This window comes from Lacticaseibacillus jixiensis, from assembly GCF_042847315.1.
Taxonomy (GTDB): Bacteria; Bacillota; Bacilli; order Lactobacillales; family Lactobacillaceae; genus Lacticaseibacillus; species Lacticaseibacillus jixiensis.
On the sequence record NZ_BAAFPR010000039.1, the window covers coordinates 1 to 15,249 of the forward strand.

At 46.0% G+C, this 15,249-nt stretch carries 18 protein-coding genes and 2 pseudogenes; 18 read left to right on the forward strand and 2 right to left on the reverse strand.

The annotated features are described in order from the left end of the window. The 17 genes and pseudogenes from ACGG90_RS15670 to ACGG90_RS14430 all read left to right on the forward strand — a co-directional run. Positions 1–210, forward strand: a pseudogene (locus ACGG90_RS15670) (IS30 family transposase); the annotation flags it as partial. A gap of 137 nt (positions 211–347) precedes the next feature. Beyond that, the gene (locus tag ACGG90_RS14355; RefSeq protein ID WP_390410471.1) at positions 348–1,526 is read left to right on the forward strand and encodes a protein kinase domain-containing protein; all 1,179 of its coding nucleotides are present in this window, start codon (positions 348–350) and stop codon (positions 1,524–1,526) included. Positions 1,527–1,550: 24 nt separating this feature from the next. Continuing rightward, the gene (locus ACGG90_RS14360; protein ID WP_390410473.1) at positions 1,551–2,765 is read left to right on the forward strand and encodes a hypothetical protein; all 1,215 of its coding nucleotides are present in this window, start codon (positions 1,551–1,553) and stop codon (positions 2,763–2,765) included. Positions 2,766–2,944: 179 nt separating this feature from the next. Continuing rightward, a complete protein-coding gene (locus tag ACGG90_RS14365) occupies positions 2,945–3,520 on the forward strand; it encodes a hypothetical protein (RefSeq protein WP_390410475.1) in 576 nt (191 codons plus the stop codon). A 157-nt stretch (positions 3,521–3,677) separates the two neighbouring features. Beyond that, positions 3,678–4,064, forward strand: coding sequence for a hypothetical protein (locus ACGG90_RS14370; protein WP_390410476.1), 387 nt, complete (start codon positions 3,678–3,680; stop codon positions 4,062–4,064). A gap of 166 nt (positions 4,065–4,230) precedes the next feature. Beyond that, on the forward strand, positions 4,231–4,656 hold the full coding sequence (locus tag ACGG90_RS14375) for a hypothetical protein (protein WP_390410478.1): 426 nt from the start codon (positions 4,231–4,233) through the stop codon (positions 4,654–4,656). Positions 4,657–4,944: 288 nt separating this feature from the next. Further along, positions 4,945–5,361 (forward strand): hypothetical protein, encoded by a 417-nt coding sequence (locus ACGG90_RS14380; RefSeq protein ID WP_390410480.1) that lies wholly within the window; start codon positions 4,945–4,947, stop codon positions 5,359–5,361. An 811-nt stretch (positions 5,362–6,172) separates the two neighbouring features. Then, positions 6,173–7,651: a sensor histidine kinase gene (locus tag ACGG90_RS14385; protein ID WP_390410481.1), complete on the forward strand. Its 1,479-nt coding sequence runs from the start codon at positions 6,173–6,175 to the stop codon at positions 7,649–7,651. Further along, entirely contained in the window at positions 7,648–8,382 is a 735-nt protein-coding gene (locus ACGG90_RS14390; RefSeq protein ID WP_390410483.1) for a LytR/AlgR family response regulator transcription factor, read from the forward strand. The genes ACGG90_RS14385 and ACGG90_RS14390 overlap by 4 nt, the downstream gene beginning before the upstream one ends. 243 nt (positions 8,383–8,625) lie before the next feature. After that, positions 8,626–9,009 (forward strand): hypothetical protein, encoded by a 384-nt coding sequence (locus ACGG90_RS14395; RefSeq protein WP_390410485.1) that lies wholly within the window; start codon positions 8,626–8,628, stop codon positions 9,007–9,009. A gap of 61 nt (positions 9,010–9,070) precedes the next feature. Then, the gene (locus tag ACGG90_RS14400; protein WP_390410501.1) at positions 9,071–9,382 is read left to right on the forward strand and encodes a hypothetical protein; all 312 of its coding nucleotides are present in this window, start codon (positions 9,071–9,073) and stop codon (positions 9,380–9,382) included. A gap of 183 nt (positions 9,383–9,565) precedes the next feature. After that, entirely contained in the window at positions 9,566–10,006 is a 441-nt protein-coding gene (locus ACGG90_RS14405) for a hypothetical protein (RefSeq protein ID WP_390410486.1), read from the forward strand. Between the two features lie 521 nt (positions 10,007–10,527). Then, on the forward strand, positions 10,528–11,070 hold the full coding sequence (locus tag ACGG90_RS14410) for a hypothetical protein (RefSeq protein WP_390410488.1): 543 nt from the start codon (positions 10,528–10,530) through the stop codon (positions 11,068–11,070). 9 nt (positions 11,071–11,079) lie between these two features. Then, entirely contained in the window at positions 11,080–11,289 is a 210-nt protein-coding gene (locus tag ACGG90_RS14415; RefSeq protein ID WP_390410490.1) for a helix-turn-helix domain-containing protein, read from the forward strand. Between the two features lie 25 nt (positions 11,290–11,314). Then, positions 11,315–11,710 (forward strand): hypothetical protein, encoded by a 396-nt coding sequence (locus ACGG90_RS14420; RefSeq protein WP_390410492.1) that lies wholly within the window; start codon positions 11,315–11,317, stop codon positions 11,708–11,710. 310 nt (positions 11,711–12,020) lie between these two features. Further along, complete coding sequence (locus tag ACGG90_RS14425; RefSeq protein WP_390410494.1) at positions 12,021–12,245, forward strand: AlbA family DNA-binding domain-containing protein; 225 nt, start codon at positions 12,021–12,023, stop codon at positions 12,243–12,245. Continuing rightward, positions 12,220–13,242, forward strand: a complete 1,023-nt coding sequence (locus ACGG90_RS14430; protein WP_390410495.1) for an ATP-binding protein — start codon at positions 12,220–12,222, stop codon at positions 13,240–13,242. Before ACGG90_RS14425 ends, ACGG90_RS14430 begins: the two co-directional genes overlap by 26 nt. Positions 13,243–13,604: 362 nt before the next feature. On the opposite strand, the gene ACGG90_RS14435 is transcribed toward ACGG90_RS14430, so the two are convergent. Beyond that, positions 13,605–13,970 carry a bacteriocin immunity protein gene (locus ACGG90_RS14435; RefSeq protein ID WP_390410497.1) on the reverse strand — a complete coding sequence of 122 codons (366 nt, stop codon included), beginning with the start codon at positions 13,968–13,970 and terminating at the stop codon, positions 13,605–13,607. 148 nt (positions 13,971–14,118) lie between these two features. Here ACGG90_RS14435 and ACGG90_RS14440 point away from each other — a divergent pair, with 148 nt between their 5' ends. Then, positions 14,119–14,646: a helix-turn-helix domain-containing protein gene (locus tag ACGG90_RS14440; protein ID WP_390410499.1), complete on the forward strand. Its 528-nt coding sequence runs from the start codon at positions 14,119–14,121 to the stop codon at positions 14,644–14,646. A gap of 393 nt (positions 14,647–15,039) precedes the next feature. Here ACGG90_RS14440 and ACGG90_RS15675 read toward each other — a convergent pair. Further along, positions 15,040–15,249: pseudogene (locus ACGG90_RS15675) on the reverse strand (IS30 family transposase); the annotation flags it as partial.

Consider the following 15,249-nt stretch of genomic DNA (forward strand, 5'->3'; position numbering starts at 1 on the left):
ACCAACGAGGTCCACAATAAGATGGTTCGGCGAGACTTTCCCAAAGGTGAATCCCTAGACGCTGTCAGCCCACAAGCTGTCGCCGAAACTCAAGATCGGCTCAACCGCCTCCCTCGTCGCCAACTCAGATATCGGACGACCGAGGAAGTCTTCGTCGCTGAGCGCGCTCGAGCTCAGCGACGAGCTGCCAAGGTAGTCGTAGCCAGCTAGCTCAACTCATCAAAGATAACAGTTCATCTCACGGTGTCGTGCCATGGGGTGGCTAACTTGTTCTTGCAATTTGCGAGTAAATTTTTTCTTGTCCGACTGTGCAAAATAAGATGGTACTGTGTTACTGTGGGGGACTTATGAATAACGTAAAAATGATGTTATCAGTACATTGGGATCGCGCTTCTCTTTATTTTCAAAATATGACAGAGCCGCTTCAAGAAGTGCAGTTGTATCGTGATTGGCATAATTCAAATATGGGTAACTACTTAGCTGAAATGCAGTACTCTCTAAACTGGTTAGGGTCGTTTATGAACGACAAGTTTGAAACGAATCGTCACTTCAACGCCGCTGAAAGTCGGGAGCTACTGGATTGGATTGAAATGTGGCATGAGGACACACAGGTCTTATCAGGAACGTCCTATGCGTATGTGCTAGCACCAACATATGCAGACTGGTTGGTAGCGTGTGATAAATTTCTTCAAAAGTCGGATGGTAGTGAAGTGCCATCCGACTATCACCCACTTGTTATTCAAAAGTATGCGGCTATCTGTACGCCTGCGAATAACATCAAACTTCGCACAAATAATATTAATCGAGTTTCAACCTTAAAGCTGAAGGGTGAAGGTGCGTATGCAAAAGTTTATCGATATAAGGATTATGAGTATAACTGCTGGGTGGGTCTGAAGCAACTGAAAAAGAGTTCAACGCCTGAAGAAATTGTTCGATTTCGACGTGAATTCGATGAGCTTGCTCGTCTAAACTCACCATACATCCTAAAAGTTTACAGATTCGACACGGAAAACAATCACTACTCGATGGAGTGGGGAACGTGTACACTACAGGAATATCTGAGAAGTCATGCCGAGTTAAGTCAAAGCAAACGCAAAAGCATTGCTCATCAGATTCTAGCGGGGATCAGATATTTGCACACGCGGGGACTATTGCATCGCGATATTTCATTGAATAATATTATCATTTTCGAATATGACGATGCAGTGATTGCAAAAGTTTCGGATTTAGGGTTGGTCAAGGAAATCAATAGCGACTTGACACGTCAAGGAACTGAGGTCAAAGGAACCTTCATTGATCCGTGCTTAGAACTAATTGGATTTGAAAATTATAAAATATGTAATGAGATGTATTCGCTAACGAAGCTACTGTATTTTGTTATGACGAACCGGACACGAATGAACGATTTTCCAAATATTTCCATTCAAAACTTTGTTCACCACGGAATTGATAATGATCTAAGTATGCGTTATACAGATGATATGGCTCTTTTAAAGGCGTTTGACGATACTGATTGGTCATATTAATTGGATAAAAGCGAGGTGAATAATTTGGCGGACGGCGAATGGAGAAGTAACCCTGTTTATAATCGATTATGGCCAGAACAGGCACTTGATTTCTGGGGAAAACTGCCTGATAAAGTTGGAATACAAATAGTCTGGAGCGGTCGACACGACCGTGATTATCTAAAACTTGCGGATGAGTACTATCATGCAGCGTATCGACTTGCAACTGAGGTTGTTCAATCAGGGCATGATAATGTAAAAGACGACATGTGGTTCATGGCAACATTGTTTATGTTTCGTCAATCACTTGAATTGCTATTGAAGGCCAAACTCTACACAATAATAAAATCCAAGCCTACTATTCAAGCGATGTTTCAGGACCTCAAGCACCGAATTAGTGCACTTCTTGAAGAAATTCATGTTCGCGGGGGATTGGATAATATCCCTGAAAATGAACGACGATGGCTTATCGCATACATCAAAAATTGTGAGTATTGGGATGGAAATTCGACATTATTTCGTTATCCGCTTACGCCCGAATTTTTGGGGTCTAAGCCACCACGGTCTGTCGATGTATTTTGGACCGCAGATAAATTGGTAATTGCCTATGCTATCCTTCGTTGTACTTTCCCCAATAATGAAGAATATCGTGATGAAGTACCGACAAATTTTCCAAATCCAATTTTTTTCACTACTGCTGCAAGTGGTACTGGGAATTTTTATCTTGAGGGGTTGACATCCTTTAGTAGAGGGAAGAATAACTACTATCCCATTATCCGTGGCTACTTGGAAGTCAGTGAGTTTCTAATTTCAACCGAACCGGAGACTCAGGTTCCAAAGACGTTTTTTCCAGAACTGTTTACACTTCGACATCTTGTCGAACTCGAATTAAAACAGTTAGCTTCATCTCCATATTCAGAGATAGAGGCGCTTGGTTGTAATTTGAATAGTCATTATGTTTATAGTGCATATTGGAAAAAAATAAGACCAATCATTGAACGTCAAAATGATGATTCCGTTCCTAAGACTGTTGGAGACAACGTTGATCATTTCCTAAAGCAATTACAGGCGGTTGATAAACAAAGTGATTTCTTTCGGTATCCAAGCGGATATAATCATGAGTACCATAAACTGCCGCGAAAAGTCGATCCTAATAATATTGAAATTTGCGTCCGAGCACTGACAAATATGTTTGAAGGTTGTGATGGGATGTTTTCTGAATTTGCGGAGTACGAGGCCGAAGAACGTAAATATTATTGAGACTATTATGGTATGTTGCTTAAGTACATACAAACGATAATCGACGGGCACGGTGCACATAGGTAACGGGCTGGAAATCAAATAAATCGTAACCACGATTAACCGCCGTCTCAATTGTTACGCAAGTCCGTATCATAAGTGAGGCGGTCCTATTAACTTGGGCGTGGAGAGAATCAAAGATGCAATCATCGATAAATTTCAACCAGTTTATGGTTACCATAATTACCTCGGCTATCGGCGCAATCTTTAGCATTGTTGGCTCGTTAATTATTATGCGTGTTAAAGAAAATCGAGAACAACATCTTGAAGTGAAACAGTTAGAGCCGTGTATCGTGATTGGTCATTCAGACGTCATTAGTATTTCTGATGATGTTACAGTGGCCGCACTAATAATTGAGGTACCATTGTTCATCGCTGGAAAGAGTTCAATTTTTACGATAGAACTCGAAGTTGGATTCTCGTCCAGGATTTCGGACATTCTTGATGTGTCAAATCCTACTGACAAACTAATAAAGTTAAAGGATTTAAGCGGCGAGTCGTGGATCAGAAAGTCGACATTATTAGAGCCCATTTCCACTTTAGCTTCAGGAGAGTCAACTGTGATGATTATTCCTACAATGTTTTTGAGAACAATTGCAAGACGGATACTGAGAGATACGAACGTGGAGAGCCTAAATAATTTGATCGAACAAAATCGGTTAATTCTAGATGTCGGAATTAGTCTTCGTGATTCTTTAATGAATCAAAGAAGGTAGGACGCAGAATTACAAGTACAGCTAATGAGGATACAACCCAAAGGCGGTGGTGGCCAGATTGAGTGTTGCTTGGTGAGCGACTCACTCGTTATTAGTATAGATACTGTTAGCCGATATGGGTCGTTCACAGTTGCAGTGGAATGTGAGGGTACTATTTTTGAAAATCGAAGAATTTAGCAACGTACCAGTAAAAATAATGGATTTGATTTATAGAAGCAAGACCTGGCACGGAAATTTTACACCATTGAGTCAAGTGTTTCGAAGCCAACCCAAAACTCCAGGTACCGTTGTTTGGGGATTTATTCTCGAATTAGACGCAGATAATTGGCTCTCAATTGGACCATATGCATGGAGTGATGGCCGGGGAGGTTACGATACTGAAACGGGTGAAAATTCTGAACCGATGATTTCCACTACACCTAAGGGATATACGTTTGAGAAACGATATCGTGCGTTTAAAAGGAATCAACGAATCAAATCATTTTGGGCACCTCTGGCAACAGCAATTATCGTTGCAATATTTACTGTTTTGATGGCTGCGTAGAATCAGCGTTTTACAGTGACGTTAATTAATTCTAGTTGCCGTCCGCATAGAAAGGGCTTGCAATTGCTCTAAAGACTGCCTTCCCGTTGGATGGAAAATTTGGAGAATATTGGGCTGAGTTTCGGGAGTATTGTTATGTACTTAGTAATCGAAGCTGCCGCGTTGAATGGCAATGAAACTTGCAATGGCCACATCAACGTCAGAGCTTCTTTGTTACAAAATGGAAGCAGTATTTGAGCACAATGTTAATCTGTTAGACGCCGCCGTAAATCGATTGCGAAGGAACAAACCAGAGTGTCAAAACTTGAAAGACTTTCTTGACGAGCTCCGTTCAGATCATCAAAAACTTTCCGGTCTTATCGACATCGCAGACAAGATTCAGCAAGTCTGTGAGCGTGATCAGCATAAGGAGGTATGGAAAATGAATCCACAAAAAGATTGGACACACGACGTCGGATTTGCGTGTATTATGGGTGGCCTACTATGGTGCTTCATGCTTGGTAGCATTGGCTTGGTCCTCGGTGTGTTTCTTATTGTAATTGGCTTGTGCAATATTTTGAGGAATTACGTGTTACCAAAAAATAAACAGTGATATAAACTAACGGCGACCGAAAACGGCCGCCGTTGATTAGTTCTGTGAACGCTACGTACTCTCGAAACTTCTCTGGATACTGGTTATATCATCTAGTAGCATACGGTCGAAAGACGTCTTAATTGTGAGAACCCTGTGGTCATCGGTATACGTGCTGTGGCAGATCGAAGCTGGTGACTCACCTTGTTTGGCTTATTCTGCTTCTTGATTTTGGTTGTCTCCATGGTTGCTAAGGATCGGAGAAGGTAAATGTAGTCATTTAATCGCCGACTCAGAAGGTGAAGTCGCATGATTCTGTCAATTGGCCTATCAAACAGAGCATACACTGAGGCGCAACTGAACAAGCTGGGTCTTACGGGAGCGGACAACTATGTGTTTGCTATGCAGTGGTACAATCATCCCGAGATTCAGAACTTTCTATTGATTGGTGACTTAGTGCCTCTGGCCGACCTGATTGTGATCACCGATGAACAGATTGTCCTCGCGCCGCTCAATGCATCCTTTTCAAAACCAATCGTTCTTGACCGCAGTAAAATCTCAGACCTATCCATTACAAAAGAGAAACGGAAATTTTACAGCTATGATGGATATCTGCTTCAGTTCACCAGCCAGTGGGTTTTGGTCAGACGTTCGTTTACACTGAAGGGCATGGCGCCATTTAGCCGTAACGCCGAGAAGCTATATCAAACAATTAACCACGTGTGAAGAAGTTTGAGATTAAACTTGATTCTCATCGTAAGCGCCTCTGTCGTGAGAAGTGCAGTTATCCGCAGTTGAGGTAGATTTTCTACTGCCCTTTCTGTTTTCGCATCACAATTGATGCGGCGATTAGTAGATATACCGGATAAAGTAATACTGCAACAACAGACAGCAGCAGAATCAAATTGAAGATATTGTGAAAGTACAGCTTAGAAACTACTAGTGCGACAACAAGCAGAATAACAAGAACTAAGTCTCGTGGTCGGGCGATTTTCAGTATTTTCATCATGATGCCTCTTCTCACATTAGTCTTTGCAGCGCAAATTCTTGATCACACTCTGGACACTGATTGCCAAGAAAAATAACGCGATAAAGATGTTTAGCGCCGCAAAATTACCAATGATAAGCATTGCCACAAGCGCGCCGATGCAGACAACAACGCAGCTAATTGACAGGGATAACGTGAACTTGTACCGTCTGTTATTTTGGTGATCGTTCTTCGCGTGTGTTTTCATTTTGTTTTCTCCAATACAAAGGTGAAAATATTGCGATAAAAATCATCAGTGCCGTGATATTACCAAAGATACGTATTGTCACTTGTGCAACGATGTTGACGACAACGAAATAGATTATAAGGGATAGCGTGAACTTGCGCCGTCCGTTATTTTGGTGAATGTTCTTCGAGTGTGTCCTCATTGTGCTTCCTCCAACACAGTGTCTGGCGATCAGTAGTTGTTCGCCACGAGTTTGATGATCTTCCTTGCCGCTGCAGTCAGATTTTGGCTTAATTATAGACACAATTTGTGCCGAATTAGCCATGTTTGTCCTGAAATCAACAAATGCCATCCTCAAATGTAGGCGTAATTTCTGCGCGAAAGCAGCGGCCTTTAGTTCTGAAAAAATTGTTTGCAGTCCACGCAACATGCGGTACAGTGATTATACATTGAAATCGCTTTATAAAGATGATTTGGGGGTGACGCTGGTGATAATCGTGCCGTCTTGGTTAGCGGTGACTGGGGAGATTGTTTACTATCTCGCACTCTCTGGGATGATCATTTACGTCGGGAAAATTCACGCTCGGGGTCTGCTGATTGGCTTGCTGCTATTGATGCCAGTCATGGTTGTGGTATCGATCCTGGATTTTCTGGCTTTTAATCTCGTGTATGCAGCCTTATTCGCTTTATTTCGCTATCGCGCTTGGCGGCATGATCCAATTCGACGCAACTGGGAACTTTTCAGCTACTTTTTAGTGATGCTGCTGGGATTCACTGTCATCGGGAGCTGGTCCAGTCTTGTAATTGCCCTCTTTCACCCGGCGTTTAACTCGGCATTAGGCAATGAAGGCATCCCACTGGGGACATTTAGCCTCATCGGCAACGTTGTGTTCGTCATTGTTGTTGTTATGGTCTGCCGTTTGTTGGCCAAAATCGTGCTGACGCAGCGGGAAATCAGCATCATTTTGCCGCAATTGATCTTTGTCGTGACCACCATGGTGTTCGTGCTCGAATTCTTGAAAGTCACCGAACAGCAAGGTGTTTATCAGATCCTCATCTTAGGATTCTTGCTTACCCAGGTTGGCTACTCAACACAGCGCACGATCGCCGCTTTGCGAAAAGACAAGCAGCAAGCGGAAATCGACGCTACCAAAAAGCAGCTGGAAGCGATGAGCGCCTACACCCAGCAGCTGGAGCGGAGTTATCAGCAAACCCGCAAGTTTCGACATGACTTCAAGAACCTGTTGATTGCACTGAAAGCGCCCGACAACGGCGCGCACACCCAATACTTGGCAGCACTCAGCGACTATTCTGACCAGGTTCTCAGCCGCAGCGTGCTGCGCTTTGGCGATTTGACACACGTCCACCTGCCGGCGCTGAAAACCCTGATCGTCACCAAGCTCACCGTGGCAGAGCAGCACGGGATCGACATCGCCTTTGAATGCATGAATGACGTCGATACCCTAGCATGTGACGAAATCACCGTGATTCGCATCATGGGGATTCTGTTAGATAACGCCATCGAGGCCAGTGAGCTGGCTGCACAGCAGCGTTTGCGGCTGCTTGTGATCGATTCCGCGACTGACCTTGAATTGATTGTGGAGAATACTTTTGCCGGGAAGCTGCCTAAATTAACCCAAATGAAGCAGAATGGCTTTTCTACAAAAGGCCAAGGGCGTGGTGTCGGCTTAGCGAATGTCGAAGAAATGATTCAGCAACATGATCAGCTCAGTATCACGAACTATGTCGCTGATGACATGTACGGCACTTCAGTCGTAATTGATAAGGGGCGAACCGAATGAACTTACCGATCTTGATATGTGATGATGAACCGCATATCCTAGCGCAGTATCAGGAAGTTATCGACCATACGATCCAGCGCAACGATTATGCCATGGAAGTGGTGTTGGCAACGACGAATCCTCATGAGGTGCAATCGTATCTCATCGCGCATCCGACAATGAGCGAGGCCTTGTTCTTATTGGATATTGACCTGCATGCCGAAACCTCAGGAATCGATCTGGCAGCGCAGATTCGCCATCAGGATGATCGCGCCCAGATCGTGTTCGTCACAGCGCATCGCGAGTTGGCGTTTGAAACGCTGAAAAGGCGCATTGCGGCCCTTGACTTCATCGAAAAAGGGCACGATGACCAAGCCCAAATTTGCGACCTCCTTGCGGCAAGCAATGCGGCTTTTACTAAGCGTGGGGAAGGTACACAGCAGACTTTTGCGTTTCGTGTCGGTTCACGACTGATCCGGGTCGAGCTGGCCTCTGTATACTATATCGAAGCATCTGTTAAACCGCATAAGCTCGCGTTGTATGGCAAGAATTACATGTACGAATTCTACGCGAAACTCAATGACATCGCACAGGCGTATCCGATGTTGTTGCGTGTCCATAAATCCTACCTGATCAATCCGGCCCAAATCACCAGCATCGACTACAAGAAGCGTGAAATCCATTTTCCGGATGAATACGTTTGTACATTTCCTTTGGCGATGAGTCGCCGGCTGCGACAGTTAACGCTTTGATTTCAGGACGGATTCGGTTGATTTGATGACAGCTCTGCGCATTGGCGCTGATTTGCTTGTACAATCAAGGTGTTAGAACTGAAGGCCCAGGTTGAGACTTGGCACGATCTTGTTTAGCGACGTTATGGTTTCGTTAGTTGTAAGCTCAGGCAAGGAAATTAACCAAGAACGATGCCTTTGGTCCTTCGCCAACACACCGGTGTCTAAATCGATTGGGAATTGACTCTGTTGGAGGTGAACAGTATGAGACATCGTTGGGTGATCATCATTTGCTATGTTGTGCTGATGTTGATTGGACTTGGCCTGTTGTATTTAGGCGATGCCCACTTCCCAGTCTTTTGGGTGATCTACGACGTATTCGGGCTGAGTGCGGTAATCTCTGGTCAGCGTGTGCAACGGAACAACCGAAGATTACTGGCCAAAATGTGGGCATTGGCAGATGAGCTCGGCTACACCGCCGCTGATTTAAAGCGCCTTTCTGGCAAGTATGGTGAATTGGACTGGGCAGCGACTCGCCCTGAGCGACTGACCTTTTTCCCAGGAGTTAAATTGATCAAGCAACTCACTTGCCAAATGCAAGATGAGCTGAGGTTGCGCGACTGCAATGGCGGATGCGCAGAAACTTAACATTTAACAGCTAGTTGATGACGCAATCAGCTTTGGTTAACGGTGCAGGGAGACGACAATGATGAAGGCACTTTACAAGGGCCGCGCTGCAGAAGTGTGGCGGATCAGCAAGACAGAGCCGCAGCCTGATTGGGTCAAACAGGCCTTCGCAAAGCAGTATATAGTTTGGCTGGACGGGCACGTTCGCGTTCTAATGAGCGGGTTGAATCCGTCGCTGGAAGCTAACCTGAAAACAGGGGCGGTCGGCACGATTGGCGGCGGGTTTGCAGGCTATAACATGTATGTACTAGGTTATCCCGGGGATGTATTGGACGTGACTAACCATCGCATTGTTTCAGCTAAGCAGTTTAGCAAACAGTATCGCATCGCGTGAGTGACGGATGCCATGTTTTGCGGGCAAGGCACAGTTTCAGACAGAAGCCGTGGTTAAGTTATGCTCGGACATTGGGGGACAATGGCAATTAAGTCTAGTCGAGCAGCGCAAGCCGGCGCCCGTAACAAATATTATCGATCCCAGCATGTTTGCGGCTAAAGACGAGGATAAGGAGTAACCGACATGGGCATATTGAGCGAGAGTCAAGACCAGATGGAAGCTATCGTCCGCGCGCTCGGGTATGAGCCTGATGGCAATTATCTGCTGGCATACAACCGGTTGAATAATGTGGCCAAAACCGGGGCCTGGCTGTTTTTTAAGCCGCCGTTGCTGGACCTAGCGCTGGCCGCCGAAAAGAGGCATGTGATCATTTTTACGCCCGAGGCCCTTGTGATCCACCGGCTGAAGAAAAATGGCCTGACGCAGGTGTTTTCGGCTAACGAGATCACGGACTTTCAAGTGCGAGACGGCGCCAACAAATCGATCGTCATTGATTTCACGCACGGCGGAAACAAATTCAGTTTTTACACTTACAAAGATTTCAGCATGCGGCTCAAGTACGCGGCGAATAATCTGGTACAGCTTTCCGCCAGCCACTTCATGGGTTACGCCAAGGGAATTTAAATTGCACCAAAAAGAGGGCGAGGTACTGCACGCCGAAGAGCTTTTCGAATAGCATAAGAAAGAGACAAATAGAACGTGTGAGGGCGTCACCTTTTTTGGACTGAGATTGAGATAGCCAACAAGATCACGTGGGATTACCTGACTGGTGCAGGATATTTGTTACTGGCAAGCCAATTTAACGCAGCGGTCTCTGGTATGCACGTCCGTACTACAGGTGGCAGTGGTATGCCGGTGTTTGGGGACTGGTTTAACAACGATCTCAGGCGCGGCATCATTAGGTGTAAACTGAATCAATTAAATGTCTTGCGACGAAAAGTGGCAAGGCATTTTTTTGTTGAAGAGCATGACACGTGTGGGTAGCAAGCAAGGCGCTTGGCATTGGCTTGCAACATATGGGTAACGGTTAGCAATCAACGCGGTCAAAACTATTTTGTTATTGTTCTACGATAATTCTTGCTTTTCCGAAATTATCGTCTTACAATAATTATCGGTTAACCAAGACAAACTTTGGAGGTCAGAAAATGAATCTGCCAAATCATAAGCTCGTGGGTGGACTGGCAATCGTTGTGAATGTGATCGAAGGATTGTGCGTGTTCATCGCTGTATGTATTGGGGTGGGGGCCATCATCATTGGCGGGATCTGGTTAGTTCCGGGATTTAGCCAGATGATATTGGCGCATACGCAAGTCAGCGCAGCTCTGTTAGCCCATCTTGGATTATTATTCATCGATTGCGTCGCGGCTTTGGCAATCGTTGTTGGCTATGTGGTGCTATTCAAGGCGCTGCACACGATCTTGGCCAACCTGACGAAGGGGCAATATTTTGTGCAACTGAATCTGATGGCAATGAAACGGATCTTAGTGGTCAGTATCATTCAGTTTGCCGTGCAGGTGGCATCATTCTTCGTCAACGCGACGGCAACTATCCATAACGTCGGCTGGCTTTTTCATACGACGCCTGCACAATTCTTCGGTGAAGCCGTCTTGATCGTGATTATCTACGTCGTCTGGCTCGTCTTTAAGTATGGCTTGGTTGTACAAGAAGATTCTGACAGCATGATTTAGGAGAAGCACATGATCAAAATTAATCTCGACCAGGTCATTAAAGACCGAGATATCACCTCTAAAGAGCTGGCAGCGGCCATCGACATCACACCAGCGAATCTCTCAATCTTAAAAACCGGCAAGGCCAAAGGGATTCGGTTCCAGACGCTGGATAAACTATGCGAAGTGTTGCATTGCCAACCCGGCGACATTATCGAATATATCTCAGACCAAGCATGAGACACGTCAGGAAAGGACACTTGATATGAAAAATACGCTCTTGATCCTAGCGGCTGTGGCAAGCGGCGTCTTGTTGACTGCGTGCAGCCAGAAGCAAGCCAGTGACTATGCCGTCGTGTACGGCAGTGATGGCCAGAAGGTCGCGAAGATCACCGGCCAGCAGTCGATCGATTACCTGTCGAACTTGGTGGGTGACGGGGTAGGTTCCGCTAAGCCCGCTGCATTGCCGAACGAGTCAAAGGTACGGTACCACTATGTTTTGCACCAGGTGAAGCCTGCCAAGAAAATCGACTTATATGTGTATCCGACTAAGCCGGGGTATGTGCGCGTGAAAGGCATCCCAGTTGAAAATAATAAGGTATGGCAGCTGTCGTCGTCATTGGGGATGAAGTTGTTGAAGCCGCAAACGTTGGCTAAATAACACTGAATTAGGCAGAGAAAGTTTGGTGTGAGTGTTGGTTCGGGTTGACTGCTGGTGAGGCAGACCGAGAACACTAGCCAGATGCTTCTGAACATACACCTCACGATAAGAACGCTGAAAGCTTTGCGGAGTTTTGGCAGAGGGTGATTAACCACAGTCTTCATTGTTTCGCAAGTCAGTATCACAAGTGATGCAGAAGGATTTAGAAGAAATGCGCTGATCATATGAGCGCACACGTCTATTGTGTGAGTAAAGACATCCTTGCTATGGCATAATGAATTTAGAAATGTATCTGAAATCGAGGTGTGCCATGAAAAGCAATGAAGATGCCAACATTGAATATAAGCGTGAACTGACCAATAAGTTGAAGCGTGAAATTGTCAGCTTTCTCAATAGCAATACTGGCGGAGTCATCTATTTAGGTGTGGATGATACGACGCATGAAAGCCTCAATATTGAGCCGTCCGTTCGCCACCAGTGGGAAGAGACGATCACCAATTGGTCGACAGGTGCGTTTTTATCCGGTTCCATATAGCCTGATCGATGTGCTGCCCAATGAAGCAGTTTTCACGGTTAGGGTTCGATCTGGACGCCATAAGCCTTATGCAATTGCAGCAAACGGATTTGATTCTGAGCAGTCGGCCCAACAGCAACTGACCTTCAAAAGTGCACAAGCAGTCTTTGAAGAGCTATCGGCACCCTTTGATCAAAAGGCGCTGCGCCTGGTGAGTGACCATGCGTATAATAACTCAGCGCTGCTAATCAGTGATCAGAACCCATTCGAAGTACTAGTTGCGACGTATGATGGTACTGATGTGATGACGTTTAGAGATAAACGACGCTTTTATGCGCCCATTACCAAACAAATTGACGATGTGTTAGCTTATTTGGACTTTGCTAACCATCGACAAGCAACAATTACCGGGAAGGCTCAGCGCATCGAACGGCAAGATTACCCAACAGTTGCAATTCGAGAGGCCGTTGTTAATGCGTTTGTGCATCGCGATTATTTACTGCATTCGAGCGTGAAGGTTGAGTTATTCGATGACCGTCTTGAAATTGTCTCGCCTGGTGGTATTCCTGATGGTTTAACGCTGGAAGAAATTGAAGACGGGTTGACTGCTGTACGTAATCCAACCTTGATCCATATCCTAGACAAGATGAACTATATTGAGAACTATGGCACTGGAATTCGGCGGATGTATCGTGCCTATCGTGATAGCGCTAAAACGTTAACGTTTGAAGTGCGCGAGAATTCGTTTAAAGTGATCTTACCAAATCAAAATTATCGGGTATCAGCCGTTTCTGAAGAAGATGATGGTCGCAACACGCCAGCAGTCGTTTCAGCTAATCAAGCGCTTATTTTAGAGACGCTAAAGCAAGCGAATGAACCGTTGAAACGCACTCAAATTCAGGAGAAAGCAAATTTAACGAGACGACAAGTTTTTTATGCTTTGAAACAATTGGTTGACGATAACCGAATTGTCGTAATAGGTTCGTCTGTCAATACGAAATATCGCTTAGATGAATAGCGTACCAAAAGCGTACCAAAAGCGTACCAAAGCGTACCAAAAGCGTACCAGAAGTATACTCTGCTAGACCGAATCATAAGTGACGCGGTTTGATCAAAATATGCGCAGGTAAGGGCTGTTTGATATATCAAAGGTCTGTTAAATTAAACGGAGATACGAAAGCCAGTCTGTTCCGCTGGAGAAACGTGCATGTTGTAATTGGGGAATAGAAAAAGGTCAGCATGTGCGAATATGCTGACCCGGCGGATCGTTAAAAACAGTTGGCATTCAGTTGAAACAGTTACGGACTGCTAACTTCATCCGTAAAGTTTAGGAGCCGCACAACGCGGCTCCTTTTCATGTTAAGTCGGCTTTGTTTCAGTTCAATCGCGAATCGGCATCTTCTCTAAGAAACTGTAGAACTGCCGCTTGTCCGAGAAGTCTGCCATGTACTGGCCGTTGAAGCCGGCCTTAGCGCCGATCCAAGCCAATTGGCCGATCAGGCTTTCTTGCGGCGTCGGGAAGGTAATCTGACCGGTGCTGGCTTTGATGCGGATATAATTCACGAGCCGATTGATCAGTGCTTCCGGATCTTTGGCGGTGTCGAGTTTGGCATAGACTTGACCCAATACATCTGTGATGTCCAACAATTGTGGAGACTGATCCGAACGCTGACCCAACAAGGCGCGTAACGCTTTGATGGCTTGTTTGGCTGAAATGATCGTGTGCTGCTGTGATTTGATTGACATCTATCTCACCTCGCCTTCAGCTTACGAGCGTCTTGGCGACAATGCAATCAATCCCAGCTGATCTAAGCCGCAACCAACAGTTGCCGCATCGTTTAGTTGACAATGTTGCGGCGGCTTTGTAGCCTTGGGTCATGGAGCGTGAAGTAAAATGTTAAAAATGGGCAAATTGATCCAGGCGCAGCGGCAGCATCGCGGCTTATCGCAAAGCGACTTGGCTGCACAGCTGCATGTCACCCGGCAGGCGGTATCCAAATGGGAGAATGACCAAAGTTATCCGGATGTTGACATGCTGGTGAAGCTGGCGCAGATTTTTCAATGCGACGTGCGCGTACTGTTGGGGCTGAAACAGAAGATGCAGTGGCGTGGATTGTTTCGCTGGCGGGCTGAAGATAAAGCAATCAAGTGGTATGCCGGCGGTGGTGAACGGCGCCGGCTGGCGATTTCACTGCTAGTGGATATCATCGCAACACTGCCGCCCAAGCAGGCGTCACTGAAAGAATTGCTGCGACAACAATATCAACGCCTGATGACCGACGGCACGGCCACACCTTACGTGCTGATGGCCTTAAATCTCCAGGTGTCGTCACTGATGCACCGTGAGCATTTCATCTTGCCGCCAGAAGCCGAAGCCAAGTATCAGCAACTGTTGCGGCTGTCAAACATTCGCTATCGGTGAGGACACTGATCTTCGTCGAGTTGCGCAGCCCAACGCGATTGCGTATAAGCTGTGCCGGCACTGCGTCAGCCCATCTTATATCAGCCGCGCAACCGCTTTGCTCTGCTCTAGTTTATTTCCTGGGAAAAGTCGTGCCAAGTTCCGTTGCAGTGAGCGCCATGCGCAGCTTCAAGGTGCCGGCTTATTTCATGGCTATCCCGCCACAGAAATGATATCAAACGTGTGTTCCTGCACGAAGATGCTATCCAAAGGAGCGGCAGGTACAGGGCAGCATGCCTCCCTGATTAAAATCAGGGCTTTCCTGGTAAAACATTATCACGCAAATTGCAAGAACAAGTTAGCCACCCCATGGCACGACACCGTGAGATGAACTGTTATCTTTGATGAGTTGAGCTAGCTGGCTACGACTACCTTGGCAGCTCGTCGCTGAGCTCGAGCGCGCTCAGCGACGAAGACTTCCTCGGTCGTCCGATATCTGAGTTGGCGACGAGGGAGGCGGTTGAGCCGATCTTGAGTTTCGGCGACAGCTTGTGGGCTGACAGCGTCTAGGGATTCACCTTTGGGAAAGTCTCGCCGAACCATCTTATTGTGGACCTCGTTGGT

Bases quoted from the DNA above. Each gene is read 5' to 3' on its own strand.
- ACGG90_RS14355 (WP_390410471.1), top strand. From the start codon at position 348: ATGAATAACGTAAAAATGATGTTATCAGTACATTGGGATCGCGCTTCT.
- ACGG90_RS14365 (WP_390410475.1), top strand. From the start codon at position 2,945: ATGCAATCATCGATAAATTTCAACCAGTTTATGGTTACCATAATTACC.
- ACGG90_RS14375 (WP_390410478.1), top strand. From the start codon at position 4,231: ATGGCAATGAAACTTGCAATGGCCACATCAACGTCAGAGCTTCTTTGT.
- ACGG90_RS14380 (WP_390410480.1), top strand. From the start codon at position 4,945: ATGATTCTGTCAATTGGCCTATCAAACAGAGCATACACTGAGGCGCAA.
- ACGG90_RS14385 (WP_390410481.1), top strand. From the start codon at position 6,173: ATGTTTGTCCTGAAATCAACAAATGCCATCCTCAAATGTAGGCGTAAT.
- ACGG90_RS14390 (WP_390410483.1), top strand. From the start codon at position 7,648: ATGAACTTACCGATCTTGATATGTGATGATGAACCGCATATCCTAGCG.
- ACGG90_RS14395 (WP_390410485.1), top strand. From the start codon at position 8,626: ATGAGACATCGTTGGGTGATCATCATTTGCTATGTTGTGCTGATGTTG.
- ACGG90_RS14400 (WP_390410501.1), top strand. From the start codon at position 9,071: ATGAAGGCACTTTACAAGGGCCGCGCTGCAGAAGTGTGGCGGATCAGC.
- ACGG90_RS14405 (WP_390410486.1), top strand. From the start codon at position 9,566: ATGGGCATATTGAGCGAGAGTCAAGACCAGATGGAAGCTATCGTCCGC.
- ACGG90_RS14410 (WP_390410488.1), top strand. From the start codon at position 10,528: ATGAATCTGCCAAATCATAAGCTCGTGGGTGGACTGGCAATCGTTGTG.
- ACGG90_RS14415 (WP_390410490.1), top strand. From the start codon at position 11,080: ATGATCAAAATTAATCTCGACCAGGTCATTAAAGACCGAGATATCACC.
- ACGG90_RS14420 (WP_390410492.1), top strand. From the start codon at position 11,315: ATGAAAAATACGCTCTTGATCCTAGCGGCTGTGGCAAGCGGCGTCTTG.
- ACGG90_RS14425 (WP_390410494.1), top strand. From the start codon at position 12,021: ATGAAAAGCAATGAAGATGCCAACATTGAATATAAGCGTGAACTGACC.
- ACGG90_RS14435 (WP_390410497.1), bottom strand. From the start codon at position 13,970: ATGTCAATCAAATCACAGCAGCACACGATCATTTCAGCCAAACAAGCC.
- ACGG90_RS14440 (WP_390410499.1), top strand. From the start codon at position 14,119: ATGTTAAAAATGGGCAAATTGATCCAGGCGCAGCGGCAGCATCGCGGC.